The following is a 17,048-nucleotide window of genomic DNA, read 5'->3' on the forward strand; positions in this document are numbered from 1 at the left end:
AAACCCTAAAATTTTACTTTTTAGCCGTCCGGGCGTGCAAAAACTCGTCGAGAATGACGCAGGCTGCGCCGATGGTTATGAAACTGTCAGCCAGATTGAAGACCGCGAAAGACCATGTCTGCGTATGAAACAGGATATAGTCGATGACATGTCCATAAAAAAAACGGTCGAGCAGATTGCCGGCAGCACCTGCGATAATGAAGGCAAAGCCGAGATGGGCAAAGGTGCGGTCCGCCGCCGTCTTGCGCCACAGCCATAAGACGAAGACCACGATGACGAGCCGCATGCTGACGATGAACCAGCCATGCATGTCCTCCAGCATCGAAAAGGCCACGCCGAGATTATAGGTGCGGTAAAGCGCCAGGAACGGGGCAACGGGAACCATCTCCTGCAGCGGCAGATAGGCTTCGACCAGCTGCTTGACGATCTGGTCCAGCACCAGTGCGGCGACGATCAGAGCAAAGGCCGGGCCGAATTTCGAGAACAAAGCCGCTTTGGGCATTACGTCACCGGTGCGAGTTCGAGGAGATGTCGCCGTGCTTCAAACAGCATGACGGCAGTTGCGATGGCGAGATTGAGGCTGTCGGCGCGGCCCTGCTGGGGAATGCGCGCAAGCTGGTCGGCCTTGCCGGCGAGTTCCGGCGGCAGGCCGGATTGTTCATTACCCATCAGGAGCACGACCGGCTTTCCGGCATAATCGATCTTTCGATAATCCACCGAGCCGGCCAGATGGGTGGCGACGACGCTGACCTGCGCCGATTTTTTCCATGACAGGAATTCCTCGACCGAAGCGCGGGCGACGGGCGTGGCGAAAACCGACCCCATGGTGGCGCGCACCGTTTCCAGCGAAAACGGATCAGTGCAATCCCCGACGAGAATGACGCCTGAAGCACCCGCCGCATCAGCCGTGCGGATGATGGTGCCGAGATTGCCGGGATCGCGGACCCGGTCGAGCGCGATATAGGTCTCGCCCTTTTCCGGGCGGATATCCTTCAGCGCCTTCCATTTCTGTTCGAAAATGCCGACGACCATCTGTGGATTGTCGCGGCGGGTGATCGAGGCGATAACCTTTTCGCTGACTTCGAGCACCAAACCGCCCGATGCGACCGTCTTCACCGCCGCCTGCTCCACCAGCGGCTTGCCCTTGGCGGCCTTGGCATAAACCAGCGTCTTGATCGTCCAGCCGAGTTCAAGCGCGTCGATGACCAGCTTCAGGCCTTCCGCCATGAAGGCGCCGGTCTCTTCCCTGCCCTTTTTCTGGGTGAGCGCCTTGATATCCTTGATGATGGGATTGGCAAGGCTGGTCACTTCCTTGACCTGGCCAACCCGGCGCGTGGTGTTTTCGCGCATATCTTTCATCATTTCGGCTCCCAGCGGCTGAACAGCGATGTGGAAAGCACACGGCCCGGCGTCTTGCCATCAAGCCCGGCCTCGCGAATGACGAGTTCGCCGGACGCGACGACGCCACCGGCGCCGCGCATGGTTTCACGCATCAACTCATGCATCGAATAGAAGCTGGCCCGGATCGAATAGGCCGTAAGCACAAGGCCGAGCGCCTTGGGCGACAGGATTTCCCGGCAGATATCGAGCATCAGCGGCAGATGGTCGAACAATTGCCAGACCTCGCCATGGGTGCCGCGGCCGAATTTCGGCGGGTCGGTGAGGATGATGTCGTATGTGCTGCCGCGACGTTCCTCGCGCTGTATAAACTTCATCGCGTCTTCGCAAATCCAGCGGATCGGCGCCTGTTCGAGCCCGGCAAGCGCCTGATTTTCCTTCGCCCAGCCAATCGCCTTCTTGGAGGCATCCACGTGGGTGACTTCAGCGCCTGCGGCCGCCGCGACCAGCGACGCGACGCCGGTGTAACCGAAGAGGTTCAGCACTTTCAGCGGACGGTCTGCGGTCTCGACGGCATTTTTCAGCCATTCCCAATGGACGATCTGTTCCGGAAAGACGCCGACGTGACGGAAAGCGGTGAAACGGCCAAGAAAGTCGACCCCGAGCAGGGAGAGAGGCCAGGTTTCACCCAGAGCCGCCTTGGGGAAACGCCAGCGCCCCATACCGTCCTCATCCGTGTCGCCGGTAAAGACGGCATCGGCATTCTGCCACACACGATCAGGACCGGAAGGCTGCCACAGCGCCTGCGCCTCGGGACGAACGACGCGGTAGTCACCGTACTGTTCGAGCTTCAGGCCGTTGCCGCTGTCAATCAGATGAAAATCGCCCGCGCCGCTTGATTCCAGAATGACTGGAACCTGTTCTGCCGGCAGTTCACCGGTGCGCTGCATAAGCGCGCGCGCAGGAACCTGTTCAACAGCGACCGCTACAACGGTTTTTTCCTTCGGCGCGGCCTTCTGCACGTTGCGCACCGCATCGGGCTCGCGCCTTTTCGGTGCGGCATCCGCACGGCGCGCCGGCTTTGCGGCATGGACCTGTTTTTTATCGCTCCCGGCGCGCGCGCGATTGCCCGGCCGGCTGTCTTTTTTCTTCAATGGAAATCTTTCCGCTTCTGCCCGCGTCTTATTGCGCCAGCAAATAGCATTCCGAACGCCGCTCGACTAGAGCCGGAGCGACTGTCGGCACCATCACTTTGCCGGGAGTTGGCCCGCATGCGGCAGCTGCCCGGTTGCGGCCGCCTTCTGGCGGTTCGCCTCATCGTGCCAGCGAACGGCTTCTTTGGCTTCGATACGAGCGCGTTTGCGATGTTTGCCCTGAGCGAACCATGTAGCCGCCGACCCCAGGAGAACGCCAAAAATGACCGCCAGAAAGAGGAAAACGAAAAACGGCGCGGTAAAGGATAGAACACCATCTTCCGGTCGGAATGGATTGAGCGCCAGCGTCACGGATTGACGATTGGCCACGCACAGGATGACGAGAATAATCGCCAGCGGAAGCAGGATGATGAGGTTGATGATTTTTTTCGACATCCGAGAATACTCCATCGCTGCGGGGCTCCGCTCGCTCCGTTTCCGGCGCGGGCTGAGGACGATCAATCGTCCTCTTCGTCACCCATGCCGGGGTTCAGGCGCTCGCGCAGTTCCTTGCCCGTCTTGAAGAAAGGCACCCATTTTTCCTCGACGAAAACCGACTCACCCGTGCGCGGGTTCCGACCGGAACGCGACGGACGGTTTTTCACCGAAAATGCGCCGAAACCACGAAGCTCGACACGATTTCCTGCCGCCAGGGCGTCGGTGATTTCATCCAGCACCGCATTGACGATGTTTTCCACATCGCGGTGATAAAGGTGCGGGTTACGCGCAGCAACGATCTGCACCAGTTCAGATTTGATCACGGTTGCCCCCTGAAAGAATTGGATTTTTAACGCGGCTCAACCTGCCAAACGGAAACAAGACCGTCAAGAAACAACTTGTCCGTACCGAGCTGGCCGGGGCCTGCGAAGGGAATTAAATCGTCATATCCCAGAAACTTCGCTATTTGCGCAACACTGAGAACCGCAAAAGGCGAGCGGGATGACGGCGCGCGCCATTCGACGATCGGCAAATCCTTGGCAACACCGCGTGTTTCGAAATAGCTGCGAATTTCCTTTTCGCCTCCAAGCGTATCGACCAGCTTGTTGGCGAGCGCCTGCCTGCCGGTGAAAATCGATCCATCCGCCAGTTTCAGCACGTCTTCGCGCGGCAGCTTGCGGCGATCGGCCACAAGATCGACGAACCAGCCGTAGCTGTCCATTACCATGGCGCGGATCATCGTCTTCGCTTCCTCCGGCGCCTCGTGGAACGGCGAAGGCTCCGCCTTCATCGGCGACGACTTGATTTCCTGCAACGAAACGCCGAGCTTTTCCATCAACTGGCCAAGCTGGGGGTATTGGAAGATCACGCCGATCGAGCCGGTTATCGAGGTCTCGCCGGCGACGATGACATCGCCTGCCGATGCGATCATATAACCTGCCGAAGCAGCGAGCGTGCGCACATCCGAGACAACCGGCTTCTTTTCCGCAACGCCACGAATGGCCTTGAAGATGCGCTCACCGCCATAGGTGGTGCCGCCTGGCGAGGAAATCGACACGATCAGCCCTTTGACGTTCTCGCTCTTGGCGATCTTGTCGAGCCGCTCGAGAAGTTCGGTATTGTCGGTGATCAGGCCGGAGACCTCGACGCGGGCAATATGGGGCTTCGCGCTTTGCTGCGGTCCATCCCATAAAAACCGGTAAAGACCGAAAGCGACGGCGACAAGCAGGAGAACGGCGGCAACCCGCCAGAAAGTCAGCTTGCGGCGCAACCGCCTGCGATCCGCTATCGCCATGTTGTCCATAAAAACCTCTGTCATCCGCTTTTGCGCTTCAGGCCATATGGTTCTTCTAACGCGAAGCCGCAAGGAAACAATAAGGAAACCAGAATTACGATAAAATTCGCATTTCCCTTGCACCTCTCCAGACAAAAACCATATTGGCAGGACAAAGCACTCATGCCAAAGACATTTAGATAGAGACACAAGCTTCGATTGTGCGCCACAATGGTGCCCTAGAAGCATTCCGGACCCACTCTTATGCTCGAAAGACTCCGCGAACCCGCGCCAGCATTTTCGCTGCCCAATGACCAGAACGGCGCCTATGACACCGCGCTGCGGCATTCTGCGCGCGTGAAGCGGCTGAAAATCATTCTGCCGCTCGGCGCGGCAATCATTTCGCTCGCCTTCATCGCCGTTTCGGTTATCCGAACCTGGGCGCCCGATGAGGTCTCTCTGGAGAGCGCACGAATTGAAGACGGCAAGATCGTGATGGAAAAACCCGCTGTTGCCGGCCGCAACGAGAAGGGGATCGATTATTCCATGAACGCCGACCGTGCGTTGCAGGACATCGCCAACCCCAATCTCATGACGCTTGAGAAGGTTCTGGCGGCAGTGCCGGTGAACGACAGTGTCGCGCAGGTGATCGCCCAGGAAGGCATTTTCGACCGGGCCACCAACAAGCTGAAGATGACCGCCCCTTTTGACATCAATCTCAGCAATGGCATACAAGCGAAGTTCCAGTCTGCGGATGTCGATCTGAAGGCCGGAAAAATGAGCAGCCAGGAGCCGGTTTCGATCAAAACAAACGACGGCTCGATTGTTGCGCAATCGATTGACATCGCCGATAATGGCAAGACAATTACATTTTCGGGGCAGGTACGGGCACGTATCGCTGCATCCAATATCAAGAATGAAGGCAAGTGAGAGCCCGGTCCAGATGATGCAAATTTCCCGTCCCGTTTCCCTTGGCAAATCCGCCGGCCTTGCAGCCGCAGGCCTTGTCTTTTCGTGTCTTGCAACTGTGGCTTTCGCCCAGAACACCACCAGCAACATGCAGGGCGTCAAGCTCTCAGGCGACCAGCCTATCGCGATTGAAAGCGATCAGCTCGAGATTCGCGATCAGGAGCGCAAGGCCTATTTCACCGGCAATGTGAAAGTGGTGCAGGGAACGACCACCCTTCAGGCCGGCAAGATGACCGTGAATTACAAGGGCGAGGGTTCTTCGCTCACCAGCGGCGACGCCAATATCGAAAAAATCTTCGTCGACAATAATGTCTATCTGACGTCCGAGACCCAGAAGGCGACGGCCGATCACGGCGAATTCGACATGGCGGCGCAGACCTTCATTCTGACCGGCAAGCAAGTCGTGCTGTCCGAAGGCACGAATGTCTTCACCGGCTGCAAGCTCACCGTTCTGATGAATACGGGACAGGCCAAGCTGGAAAGCTGCGGCGGCCCTGTCCGGATCATGCTCGATCCGAAATCGCAGAAAAAACAGTAGTCTTTCCTCGTGAAGATACCCTCGATCTCAAAGATATTCGGCGGCGGGCGCAGCCGATCCGCGGATGCGGCCTCGCCGGCGGACAAGACCCCCTATCAGGGCACGCTGATCGCGCATGGCCTGACGAAGACCTATAATACGCGCCGTGTCGTCAACGGGGTTTCGCTGGTCGTGCGCCGAGGCGAGGCCGTGGGACTGCTCGGCCCGAACGGTGCGGGTAAAACCACCTGTTTTTACATGATCACGGGCCTGGTGCCCGTGGACACCGGCAAGATCGCTATCAACGGCAATGATGTCACCACCATGCCGATGTATCGACGCGCCCGTCTCGGCGTCGGTTATCTGCCGCAGGAAGCATCGATCTTCCGGGGCTTGACGGTCGAGGAAAACATCCGCGCCGTGCTGGAAGTGCATGAGCCGGACGCTGCCAAGCGCAACCGCAAGCTCGATGAGCTGCTGGAAGAGTTTCATATCGCGCAACTGCGAAAGTCGCCTGCCGTGGCGCTTTCGGGTGGCGAGCGGCGACGTCTGGAAATCGCGCGCGCACTCGCGACCGATCCGACCTTCATGCTGCTCGACGAACCTTTCGCGGGCGTCGATCCGATTTCGGTCAGCGATATCCAGAATCTGGTGAGACACCTGACAGCGCGCGGCATCGGCGTTCTCGTGACTGACCACAATGTCCGTGAAACTCTCGGTCTTATCGACCGCGCCTACATCATCCATGCCGGCGAGGTGCTGACGCATGGACGTCCGGACGATATCGTCAACAATCCGGATGTACGCCGCCTCTATCTCGGCAATAATTTCAGCCTTTGAACCCCTGGAGCGGGATAGCGAAAAGTGTGCGCGGTTTTCGCTTGAAATCCCGCTCTAATTATATGATCTAGATCATGATTTAAGATTTTAGGTCGTTTCCGCCTAAAATCATCATGATCGGCGCGCGAAAGATTCTTCATCGCGCCCCGCCCTGACGCTTGACCAAATGAGATAAAAAAGCAATTTTTGGGCCAAGTTCCGTCGTCTCAGTAAAATTTCTGGAAAATCAGGCGATGGAGAAGCTGTAAGGGGAGTTTCGCGTCCGCCATGGCATTGTCTGCCAGCCTTTTGCTGCGTCAAAACCAGTCTCTCGTGATGACACCGCAACTGATGCAGTCCATCCAACTGCTTCAGATGACGCATTTCGAGCTGACGCAGTTCATTGCGCAGGAGGTGGAGCGCAATCCACTGCTGGAAATTGCGGCAAACGATGGCGATTTGAGCAGCGATGCCCCGGCAGAGACTGAGAGTTTCGGTGACGTGGACGGCGAAGGCCCGGAGAGATCCGCGACGGTGACGTCCGACAGCGACGACTGGTATGGCGACCGCGCCGCAAATCTCGGCGAGCAACTGGACACCAGCTTCGAAAACGTCTTTCCCGACGATGCCGAGCCCAGAAAGGCCGATGCGCCCGAACTGGCCGGCCAATGGAAATCCATGCCCGGCCAGGAGTCGGGGGAAAGTTACGACCTCGACGATTTCGTCGCGGCCAGACAGAGTCTCGGCGACCATCTCAATCAGCAACTGCCGCTCGCCATATCCGCCGCCGAGGACCGGATGATCGCCGATGCGCTGATCGGCCAGCTTGATGAGACCGGCTATATTGCGGCGGATGCCGTCGACGACGTCGCCGAACGGCTGGGAGCGGCACCGTCAGCGGTCGAGCACGTTCTGAAGACGCTTCAGGGTTTCGACCCACCGGGTGTATTCTCCCGCTCCTTAAGCGAATGTCTGGCAATCCAGCTTGCCCAGAAGGACCGGCTCGACCCGGCAATGCGGGCTTTCGTCGACAATCTGGAACTTCTGGCGAAACGCGACTTTGCCTCCTTGAAAAAAATCTGCGGCGTCGATGAGGAAGATCTTCTCGACATGCTGGCGGAAATCCGCACGCTCAATCCCCGCCCCGGCGCGGGTTACGATTCGATGATTTCGGAGACCATCGTTCCCGACATTATCGTTCGTCCCTCCTCCACCGGCGGCTGGCTGGTGGAAATCAATCCCGAGACCCTGCCGCGCGTGCTCATCAACCAGAGTTATTTCGCAGAGGTGTCTAAACATAAGGCACGTGCAGGCGAGGATCAGGATTTTCTGGCTGAGTGCATGCAGACGGCGCATTGGCTGACCCGCAGCCTCGATCAGCGCGCCCGGACAATCATGAAGGTCGCGACGGAAATCGTGCGCCAGCAGGACGCCTTTCTCGTCAATGGCGTGGATCATCTGCGCCCGCTGAACCTCAAGACGGTGGCCGACGCCATCAAGATGCACGAATCCACCGTCAGCCGGGTGACGTCCAAAAAATACATGTTGACGCCGCGCGGTCTGTTCGAACTGAAATATTTCTTCAGCGTGTCGATCAGCGCCGTGGAAGGCGGAGACAGCCATTCGGCAGAAGCGGTGCGCCACCGCATCAAGGCCATGATCTCGCAGGAGGCCGCCGAGGCGGTTCTTTCAGACGATGATATCGTCGACAATCTGAAAAAGAGCGGCATCGATATCGCCCGCCGCACCGTCGCTAAATATCGCGAGGCTATGAACATCCCCTCCTCCGTGCAAAGGCGCCGGGAAAAGAAGGCGATGGCCAAGCTGTCCGCCTTCTGAGCGGCGGCCGCGATCACGTTTATGGCGGTTTTTTGCCGCACCATTGACTCTTGTCACGGCAAGGGCTAGAAGCCCGCCGCACACGTAAGCAAGGTCATTTGTAACGGATTCATCTCCACCGTCCATGGGCGTAAAATTCGAATGAGGGCTTTTTAAGGTCTTCGAAACGCTTGGATGCGCGCGCGGCTTGACGTAAGCTGGTACTCGCAAATCACTACAAAAAGGAAAATTTCCATGAGTGTGCGTGTATCTGGTAAACATATGGAGATCGGTGAATCTTTCCGTCAGCGGATCGAGGACAATATAGGTCTGGCGGTTACCAAATACTTCGATGGGGGGTATTCAGGCCAGGTGACCGTGGAGAAGTCCGGATCGCGTTTTGCCGCGGACTGCAAGCTGCATCTCGATACCGGCATTGTATTGCATGCGGCGGGTCAGGCAAATGATCCGCAGGCCAGCTTCGATGCCGCCGCAGAGCGGATCGAGAAGCGCCTGCGCCGCTACAAGCGCAAGCTTAAGGACCACCACAATGGTGCGAATGGCGTGTCGCAGGAAATCGCCTATACGGTGATGGATGCTATTCCCGATGAGGACCACGAGGTTCCCGAAGATTACGCACCCACCATCGTAGCGGAGAGTTCGAAACAGATTAAGACAATGTCCGTCGCAAGCGCCGTGATGGCGCTCGACATGACGGACGAACCGGTTCTGCTGTTCCGCAGCCCCGGCAAGGAATATCTCAACATCGTTTACCGGCGTCATGATGGCAATATCGGCTGGATCGACGCGGAAACGATCAAGAGCTGAACAGTCTGACAAGACGTGGGAGGCAGAGTGCGCAAATGCACCTGCCTCCTGCATCGTCTCGATGGCATGAAGGAAAAAGAGAATGGCGTTGGCAGATTTGCTGCAACAAGATGCGATTATTCCCGCCCTCAAGGTGAATTCCAAAAAGCAGTTGCTTCAGGAGCTGGCCGCAAAGGCAGCCAGAATTACCGGAGTCTCGGAACGGGAAGTTTTCGACGTCATCCTCCAGCGTGAGAAACTCGGCTCCACCGGTGTGGGCCACGGCATCGCCATTCCGCATGGCAAGCTCAACAGCATCCATCAGATCACCGGCGTCTTCGCACGTCTTGAAACACCGGTCGATTTCGAAGCGCTGGACGACCAGCCCGTCGATCTGGTTTTCCTGCTGCTCGCGCCCGAGGGCGCCGGCGCGGATCACCTGAAGGCTTTGTCCAGAATTGCACGCGCCCTGCGCGACCCTGAACTGGTCGCCAAGCTGCGCGCCACCGATTCCGACACCGCAATCTACGCCTTCCTCAATCAGGAACAGGCGACGGCGGCCTGATCGTGGGCTAACTCCCTCAGTTTAACGGCAATAAAAAACGCGCCCTGAAGGCGCGTTTTTTATGACGTAAAGATAGATGCCTTACGCGTCTTTTTCATTGAGAGACGAGGTGCCCGGCTCGGCCGATGCGGCAACTTCCGCCTTCGGGCCGCCCTTGGCGACGCCGACCATTGCCGGGCGCAGAACGCGGTCGCCGATGGTGAAACCGGCCTGAACCACCTGCAGCACGGTATTGTTCGGAACTGCCGGATTCGGAATTTCGAACATGGCCTGATGGAAATTCGGGTCGAACTTCTGGCCCTCCGCGTCGATCTTCTTGACACCGTGGCGTTCCAGCGTCGACAGCATCGAACGTTCCGTCATCTCCACCCCTTCGATCAAACCATTGAGACCGGCTTCGCCATTGGTCTTTAGTTCATCCGGAATTGCTTCCAGCGCGCGGCGAAGATTATCCGAAACGGCAAGCATGTCGCGTGCAAAGGCAGCCAGCGAATAGGCCTTGGCGTCCTTGACATCACGCTCGGTGCGGCGGCGAAGATTGTCCATCTCGGCGGCAAGGCGCAGAAATTTATCGCGCAGATCGGCGTTCTCAGCCTTGAGCAGCTCCACCGGATCGGGCTCTGCCGTTTCGGCCTGTTCTTCACCTGCCTGAGCAAGATCGACAAACTCTTCCGCGACGTCCGCGTCAGGTCCGGGCTTTTTTGTATCGTCGGTCATGACGTTCTCCAGATTTGAATATGTTGGTTGCGCCCGATATCGAGCTTTGACGGGCAAAAATCAAGGCTTGCGGCGAAAAGCTTGCCGCATTCCCTAACCTTGCGGGTCTGTCCTATCTCTGCTTGCGGGAAAGGCGGGCCATGATCTGCGCCGTATAGTCCACCATCGGCACGATACGGGCGTAATTCAGCCGGGTCGGGCCAATGACGCCGACCGCACCCACGACACGATTGTCCTCATCGCGATAGGGCGCGACGATCAGCGACGAACCGGACAGCGAAAACAGCTTGTTTTCCGAGCCGATGAAAATCCTGACCCCCGAGCCGCTTTCCGCGAGATTGAGGATTTCGATGAGATTTTCCTTACGCTCCAGGTCGTCGAACAGCAGGCGCACCCGATCAATATCTTCCTCACCGGCGAGACCTTCAAGCAGGTTGGAGCGACCGCGAACGATGAGACGGCCGAGCTTGCCTTCCTCGTTATCTCCCGCCCATACCGCAAGACCGCGCTCCACGAGGTCCTGCGCCAATATGCCGAGTTCCGATTGCAGCTCCGCCCGCTGCGTCTGAAACTGACCGCGCAACTCATGCAGCGTCTGACCGGAGAGATGGGCATTGATGAAATTCGCCGCTTCGGTCAATTGCGACGAAGAGATGCCGGCCGGCAATTCGATGATGCGGTTTTCGACCTGATTGTGGTCGCCCACCAGCACGGCGAGCGCCTTGGTGGGCTCCAGCCTTATGAATTCGACATGCTTGAGGATGACGTCGTTCTTCGCCGTCAATACGAGGCCCGCGCCGCGCGACATGCCGGACAGCATGCGGCTCGCCTCCGTCAAAAGCCCTTCCAGCGACTGTTCGTGGCCGGCGACCGGCCCGATCTGACGGTCGATAGTCGCCCTTTCCTCGGCGGGCAGGTCACCCACCTGCATGAAGGCGTCAACAAAGAAGCGCAGCCCCGTCTGGGTCGGCAGGCGACCGGCGCTGATATGCGGCGAATAGATGAGGCCAAGCTCTTCGAGATCGCTCATGACGTTGCGGACGGAGGCGGGTGAAAGCGACATCGGCAACAGCCGCGACAGGCTGCGCGATCCGAGCGGCTCGCCCGTATCGAGATAACCTTCGACGATGCGCCGGAAAATTTCCCGAGACCGTTCATCCAGCAGCGATGCCTGATCTTTTGATAGCGGTGCGGAAAAACCCATTTCGTCCGTTCTTTGTCGTTCAAACCAGCTCACATCAATATAATGCGTTGCAACGCCGCGGCAAAATGGAAATTGGCTTTGCAAAAGCCCGGACCTCGCCTTAGAAGGCAGGGACCAACATGGAGAGTGGATCATATGCGGCCTTCAGGCAGAAAAACCGACCAGATGCGCAAGGTTTCCTTCGAGCGCAATTTCTCGAAACATGCCGAAGGTTCCTGTCTCGTGAAATTCGGCGACACGCATGTGCTCGTTACCGCCAGTCTTGAAGAAAAGACGCCGCCATGGCTGCGCAACAGCGGCAAGGGCTGGGTCACCGCCGAATATGGCATGCTGCCGCGCTCCACCCATGAACGCATGAAGCGCGAGGCTGCCTCCGGCAAGCAGGGCGGTCGCACGCAGGAAATCCAGCGCCTCATCGGCCGTTCGTTGCGCGCGGTCGTTGATCTGCAGGCACTTGGTGAGCGCCAGATCAGCATCGACTGCGACGTGATCCAGGCCGATGGCGGCACCCGCACCGCCTCCATCACCGGCGCATGGATTGCGCTTCACGATTGCCTGAAGTGGATGGAAACCCGCAATATGATCAAGGTCGAGAAGGTTCTGAAGGACCATATCGCCGCGATCTCCTGCGGCATCTTCGCCAACCAGCCGGTGATCGATCTCGATTACCTCGAGGATTCCTCCGCCGAGACCGACGCAAATTTCGTCATCACCGGCTCTGGCGGCATCGTTGAGGTTCAGGGCACGGCGGAAGGCGCGCCCTTCTCCGAGGAGGAATTCCTGACACTGCTCGGTCTTGCCAAGGCCGGTTGCAGCGAACTGGTTGCCCTTCAGAAACAGGCGATCGCCTGAGCCGACAGGAAAGCACCATGCGCAAGCTCGATACCAGAACGATCGTCGTCGCCAGCCACAACAAGGGCAAGATCGCCGAAATCGCCGATCTGATCGGACCTTTCGGCTTTTCCGCCAAATCGGCGGCGGAGCTGAATTTCGAAGAGCCGGATGAGACGGGTACGACCTTCGAGGAAAATGCCGCCATCAAGGCGCTTGCCTCCGCGAAGGCATCGGGTCTTCCGGCTTTGTCCGACGATTCCGGTCTGGTCATCGATGCGCTGGATGGTGCGCCGGGTGTCTATACCGCCAATTGGGCGGAAACGGCCGATGGCACCCGCGATTTCGCCCTGGCGATGCAGAAGGTCGAGGATGCGCTGGCCGAGCGAGGAGCTTCGAAGCCGGAAGACCGCACCGGTCGCTTCGTCAGCGTGCTGTGCCTCGCCTGGCCTGACGGGCATCTCGAATATTTCCGCGGCGAGGTGGAAGGCACGGTGGTGTGGCCGCCGCGCGGAACGAGCGGTTTCGGTTACGATCCGGTCTTCAAACCGGAGGGATACGACACCACATTCGGCGAGATGAGCGCGGATGAAAAACACGGCTGGAAACGTGGCGACACCTTTGCGTTGTCGCACCGCGCCCGCGCCTTCAAGAAATTCGTAGAAACCTGCCTGGAGGCATGAACCCGATGGTCGGGGAGCATCAACTTTCTGCCCCCGGCGCGTCGCTTCTGCCGGATACGGGCGATCCCGGTTTCGGGATCTATCTGCATTGGCCCTTCTGTGCGGCCAAATGTCCCTATTGCGATTTCAACAGCCATGTCCGCCACCGGCCGGTGGATCAGGAACGGTTTACGGTGGCCTTTCTCCGCGAAATGGAACATATGCGGACGCTGAGCGGTCCGCGCGTCGTGACCAGCATTTTTATGGGCGGCGGCACGCCGTCGCTGATGGACCCGCAGACGGTCGCAGCACTTCTCGATGGCGTCTCGCGCTTCTGGCATGTGCCGGATGGTATCGAGATCACAATGGAAGCCAATCCTTCCAGCGTCGAGGCGGAGCGTTTTCGCGGTTACCGCGCGGCGGGCGTCAACCGTGTCTCGCTCGGCGTGCAGGCGCTGAACGACCGGGACCTGAAGTTCCTTGGCCGCCTGCATGATGTTGCCGATGCCTTGAAAGCCATCCGGCTGGCGCGGGAGATTTTTCCGCGCATGTCCTTCGATCTCATCTATGCCCGCCCGAACCAGACGGTGGCCGAATGGGACGCAGAGCTGAAAGAGGCTGTCTCCTACGCTGTCGACCATCTGTCGCTCTATCAGCTGACCATAGAGGAAGGCACGCCCTTCTACGGGCTGCACAAGGCCGGCAAGCTCATCGTGCCGGATGGCGAACATTCGGCCGTGCTTTATGAAGCGACGCAGGAAATCACCGAGCGTTACGGCATGCCGGCCTATGAGGTCTCCAACCATGCACGGCCGGGGGCTGAAAGCCGCCACAACCTGACCTACTGGCGTTATGGCGATTATGCCGGCATCGGCCCCGGCGCGCATGGACGCCTGACGAGAGGCGCTTCCAAGCTCGCAACCGCCACCGAGCGCCACCCGGAAAACTGGCTCGAAACCGTCGAGCGGGAAGGCCACGGCATGGTCGATCAGGAGCTGCTCGGCGTCGACGAGCAGGCCGATGAATTGCTGCTGATGGGACTTCGTCTGCGCGAAGGCATCGATCTCGCCCGCTGGAGCGATCTTTCCGGCCGCGATCTCGATCCGGAAAAGGAGGAATTCCTCCTCCAGCACGGTTTCGTGGAGAGGCTCGGCAATTCCCGCCTGCGCTGCACGCCGTCCGGCATGCTTATTCTGGATGCGGTGGTGGCCGATCTCGCCTGCTGACGCCAGCCTCCACCCCAGCTTTAGCCCAATAAACAAGACGACAATAAAAAAGCGGCCCGAAGGCCGCTTTTTTCATGCGTTGTTTTCGTTGATCAGGCGTTTCAACAGCTCAACCTCATGGCCGAGCTTGGTGTCGCCGGAAATCAGTTCCTCGATCTTGCGCACGGCATGCAGAACCGTGGTGTGATCGCGACCGCCGAAACGGCGACCGATCTCGGGGAAAGAACGCGGCGTCAGCATCTTTGCCAGATACATGGCGATCTGGCGCGGCTTGACGATGACGCGGGTGCGGCGGTTGGACACCAGCTCCTGTCGCGACACATTATAGTGCTTGGCGACGATGCGCTGAATATCCTCGATGCGTACACGCTTGGCCTCACCCGTCCCGACGAGATGCGACAGCAGCTCATCGACACGATCAACCGAAAGGTTCGGCTCGAAGGAGCGACGGAACATCAGCTGGTTGAAGGCACCTTCCAGTTCGCGTCCGCTTGCAGTCACGCTCTTGGCCACATGAGTCAGGATTTCATCCGAAATCTCGAAGGACGGATCGTCCTGACGTGCCGAGCCGAGGCGACGGTTGAGCATTTCATAGCGCATGTCGTAATCGGGACCTTCGATCTCGATGGCCATGCCGCCCTGAAGACGGGAACGGACACGCGGATCGAGCGATTCCAGCTCCCATGGCGCACGGTCAGCCGCAACCACGACCTGCTTGGCGCTGTCGAGCAGCATGTTCAGCAGATGGCAGAATTCGTGCTGGATCATCTTGCCCTGCAGGAATTGCATGTCGTCGATGACGAGCAGGTCGATATTGCGCAGCGTATCCTTCAGCGTCAGCGCGTCATTATCGCGGATCGCGGTTGCGAAACGCCACATGAAATATTCGGCCGTCAGATAGACCACGCGCGGATTGCGCGGGCTGTCTATGGCGGCATTGGCGATTGCCTGCAGAAGATGCGTCTTGCCGAGGCCGACACCCGCATGGATGAACAGCGGATTGAAGCGCACGGCGCCGGCACCGGCTTCGGCGATCGTCTTTGCCGCCGCAAGCGCGACGCGGTTGGACGAGCCTTCGACAAAGGTATCGAAGGTGAAACGTGTGTCGAGCGGCGAACCGAACAACGGCCCGGAACCGCCCTGACGCAGGGTCGCCTGCGAAGCCGCAGGCTGTGCGGCAGGCGTCGCCGGCTGCGACGGAATGAAGGACTTGTTACGCTGAACCGCGCCGACTTCCGGAACGGGCTGCGCCCTTTCCTCTGTCTGTGCCGGACGGACCGGGCGGCTGGCCGAGCGGACCAGAATCTCCACCTTCAGCACATCCGGATCCTCGCTCTGGACGAGGTTCGTGATCAGATCCATGTAACGGTTGTTGATCCAGGACTTCAAAAAGGTCGTCGGAACGGTAAAACGGACGACGCTTTTCGAAACGGAATGGAGTTTGAGCCGTGCAAACCAGCTTGCATAGACCTCCGGACCAACCTGTGCCTTGAGCCGCGCGCTAAAACGTTCAAACAGCGCATCGTGCGTCATTGCCGATTTGTCCCCTGCCGCATCTGAGCAAGCTGCATCACGCGTCTTCGGTGCGCGGTCCCCATCAGCCACCGCACCCATCGCCAAATTCAATTGCATATTGCCGCCTTTCAAATTGCCAATCATAGCCTGACGATCAAAGATCGATCGCCAGAGATCCCCCTCGTATATTTTTGCCTCCAGCGTTCCCCTCGAAAGAACGTCAAAGGCGACTACTCGTTTGCGAGCCGGTTATCCCATTTCCCTCCCCCTCATGGAGAGGCCTGCGACACGCTAAAACGCTCCTTTCGTTACAACCTTAAGGCGCACCCTTGAGGACAAAAGCTCCCGCCCGTTCCGGAGACCGAAACGGCACAAAAAGCTCCATGACCTGAAAAAACGGACCCCGAAAGACCCGCCAGCAAGAAGGTGAATATCGTCGATACGATCATCGAGATAATCTGTGGACTGAGATCCGCACCCCTTGTTGAAATGCATTTAGGCAGGATCGTGGGGAGAGATCAATGGCGTTTTTTCTGCAAAAACTCAGATCGGCCATTGACTCGCAAAGGCCGTTTTGCATCACCGACAGGGTGCGAAGCAGAATCGCTTATGAATCAATGAGATTCAATTTTGGCAATTTTTGAGAGCTGATTTTGGCAAAAAAATAAAAATCTTCTTGACTCAAAACTGGCCGCGACTTCCGTAGAGAAAGCCCCCGAGTTTTCCAGAGACCTCCAGCAAGCTGTTGTTTTTATTGCAAATTTCCTGTCGTCCATCTGACATGCGTTTGTCACGTTACGGCAGCAATGGTTAACGGGCAGTTAGAATCACAAAAAGCCCGGTCAAAAGACCAGGCTTTTTGAATAATTATTTGTGATTAGCCGGATTAGGCGGAAAGAGCCTTAACGCGCTGTGCGAGACGCGACACCTTGCGGGATGCGGTGTTGCCATGCAGAACGCCCCGGGTGGCGGCGCGCTGGATCTCGGGCTGAGCTGCCTTCAGAGCTTCGGTGGCGACTGCGAGATCACCGGAAGCGATGGCTTCCTCGACCTTGCGGATGAAGCCGCGAACGCGCGAACGGCGAGCCTTGTTGACTGCGGTACGGCGAGCGATCTTGCGGGTCGCCTTTTTCGCCGAAGTTGTATTGGCCATGTA

General features: G+C 58.4%; 19 protein-coding genes. 9 read left to right on the forward strand and 10 right to left on the reverse strand.

The features are described from left to right. Positions 1–13: 13 nt before the first annotated feature. The 6 genes from lspA to sppA all read right to left on the reverse strand — a co-directional run bounded on the left by lspA (position 14) and on the right by sppA (position 4,272). Positions 14–502 (reverse strand): signal peptidase II, encoded by a 489-nt coding sequence (lspA, locus tag BTE54_RS02680; protein ID WP_078051339.1) that lies wholly within the window; start codon positions 500–502, stop codon positions 14–16. After that, positions 502–1,362: an RNA methyltransferase gene (locus BTE54_RS02685; protein WP_078051340.1), complete on the reverse strand. Its 861-nt coding sequence runs from the start codon at positions 1,360–1,362 to the stop codon at positions 502–504. Before BTE54_RS02685 ends, lspA begins: the two co-directional genes overlap by 1 nt. Continuing rightward, entirely contained in the window at positions 1,359–2,492 is a 1,134-nt protein-coding gene (locus BTE54_RS02690; RefSeq protein WP_121490396.1) for a class I SAM-dependent rRNA methyltransferase, read from the reverse strand. Before BTE54_RS02690 ends, BTE54_RS02685 begins: the two co-directional genes overlap by 4 nt. A 93-nt stretch (positions 2,493–2,585) precedes the next feature. Then, positions 2,586–2,927: a LapA family protein gene (locus tag BTE54_RS02695; RefSeq protein ID WP_065654584.1), complete on the reverse strand. Its 342-nt coding sequence runs from the start codon at positions 2,925–2,927 to the stop codon at positions 2,586–2,588. Positions 2,928–2,989: 62 nt separating this feature from the next. Beyond that, positions 2,990–3,316, reverse strand: coding sequence for an integration host factor subunit beta (locus BTE54_RS02700; RefSeq protein WP_219256707.1), 327 nt, complete (start codon positions 3,314–3,316; stop codon positions 2,990–2,992). Between the two features lie 2 nt (positions 3,317–3,318). Next, positions 3,319–4,272, reverse strand: coding sequence for a signal peptide peptidase SppA (gene sppA / locus BTE54_RS02705; protein WP_078051531.1), 954 nt, complete (start codon positions 4,270–4,272; stop codon positions 3,319–3,321). 234 nt (positions 4,273–4,506) lie between these two features. On the opposite strand from sppA, the gene lptC reads away from it, so the two are divergent. The 6 genes from lptC (at position 4,507) to ptsN (ending at position 9,737) form a co-directional block, all read left to right on the forward strand. Next, positions 4,507–5,172, forward strand: a complete 666-nt coding sequence (lptC, locus tag BTE54_RS02710; protein ID WP_059759327.1) for an LPS export ABC transporter periplasmic protein LptC — start codon at positions 4,507–4,509, stop codon at positions 5,170–5,172. Positions 5,173–5,188: 16 nt separating this feature from the next. Beyond that, positions 5,189–5,749, forward strand: a complete 561-nt coding sequence (locus BTE54_RS02715) for an LptA/OstA family protein (RefSeq protein WP_170318979.1) — start codon at positions 5,189–5,191, stop codon at positions 5,747–5,749. Between the two features lie 33 nt (positions 5,750–5,782). Then, positions 5,783–6,568 (forward strand): LPS export ABC transporter ATP-binding protein, encoded by a 786-nt coding sequence (lptB, locus tag BTE54_RS02720; protein WP_035236624.1) that lies wholly within the window; start codon positions 5,783–5,785, stop codon positions 6,566–6,568. A gap of 267 nt (positions 6,569–6,835) precedes the next feature. Continuing rightward, entirely contained in the window at positions 6,836–8,386 is a 1,551-nt protein-coding gene (rpoN, locus tag BTE54_RS02725; protein ID WP_078051342.1) for an RNA polymerase factor sigma-54, read from the forward strand. 234 nt (positions 8,387–8,620) lie between these two features. Further along, positions 8,621–9,193, forward strand: a complete 573-nt coding sequence (raiA, locus tag BTE54_RS02730; RefSeq protein ID WP_059759321.1) for a ribosome-associated translation inhibitor RaiA — start codon at positions 8,621–8,623, stop codon at positions 9,191–9,193. A gap of 82 nt (positions 9,194–9,275) precedes the next feature. Continuing rightward, positions 9,276–9,737, forward strand: a complete 462-nt coding sequence (gene ptsN / locus BTE54_RS02735; protein WP_003503792.1) for a PTS IIA-like nitrogen regulatory protein PtsN — start codon at positions 9,276–9,278, stop codon at positions 9,735–9,737. Between the two features lie 81 nt (positions 9,738–9,818). Here ptsN and grpE read toward each other — a convergent pair whose 3' ends face one another. Both grpE and hrcA read right to left on the reverse strand, forming a co-directional pair. After that, positions 9,819–10,454, reverse strand: a complete 636-nt coding sequence (grpE, locus tag BTE54_RS02740) for a nucleotide exchange factor GrpE (protein WP_078051343.1) — start codon at positions 10,452–10,454, stop codon at positions 9,819–9,821. Positions 10,455–10,566: 112 nt separating this feature from the next. Then, complete coding sequence (hrcA, locus tag BTE54_RS02745; RefSeq protein WP_020811203.1) at positions 10,567–11,658, reverse strand: heat-inducible transcriptional repressor HrcA; 1,092 nt, start codon at positions 11,656–11,658, stop codon at positions 10,567–10,569. 135 nt (positions 11,659–11,793) lie between these two features. Between hrcA and rph the strand changes: the two genes are divergently transcribed. From rph to hemW, 3 genes are read left to right on the forward strand one after another with little or no spacing between them, the layout of a single operon-like run. Continuing rightward, positions 11,794–12,510: a ribonuclease PH gene (gene rph, locus BTE54_RS02750; protein WP_003503798.1), complete on the forward strand. Its 717-nt coding sequence runs from the start codon at positions 11,794–11,796 to the stop codon at positions 12,508–12,510. Positions 12,511–12,527: 17 nt separating this feature from the next. Continuing rightward, on the forward strand, positions 12,528–13,172 hold the full coding sequence (gene rdgB, locus BTE54_RS02755) for an RdgB/HAM1 family non-canonical purine NTP pyrophosphatase (RefSeq protein WP_078051344.1): 645 nt from the start codon (positions 12,528–12,530) through the stop codon (positions 13,170–13,172). 5 nt (positions 13,173–13,177) lie between these two features. Beyond that, on the forward strand, positions 13,178–14,377 hold the full coding sequence (gene hemW, locus BTE54_RS02760) for a radical SAM family heme chaperone HemW (RefSeq protein WP_078051532.1): 1,200 nt from the start codon (positions 13,178–13,180) through the stop codon (positions 14,375–14,377). Between the two features lie 72 nt (positions 14,378–14,449). Here hemW and dnaA read toward each other — a convergent pair whose 3' ends face one another. Then, complete coding sequence (dnaA, locus tag BTE54_RS02765) at positions 14,450–15,910, reverse strand: chromosomal replication initiator protein DnaA (protein ID WP_003520091.1); 1,461 nt, start codon at positions 15,908–15,910, stop codon at positions 14,450–14,452. Between the two features lie 868 nt (positions 15,911–16,778). Then, positions 16,779–17,045 (reverse strand): 30S ribosomal protein S20, encoded by a 267-nt coding sequence (gene rpsT / locus BTE54_RS02770; RefSeq protein ID WP_003493474.1) that lies wholly within the window; start codon positions 17,043–17,045, stop codon positions 16,779–16,781. Positions 17,046–17,048: the final 3 nt, after the last annotated feature.

It is taken from the genome of Agrobacterium sp. YIC 4121 (assembly GCF_002008205.1).
In the GTDB taxonomy this organism is placed as follows: domain Bacteria; phylum Pseudomonadota; class Alphaproteobacteria; order Rhizobiales; family Rhizobiaceae; genus Agrobacterium; species Agrobacterium leguminum.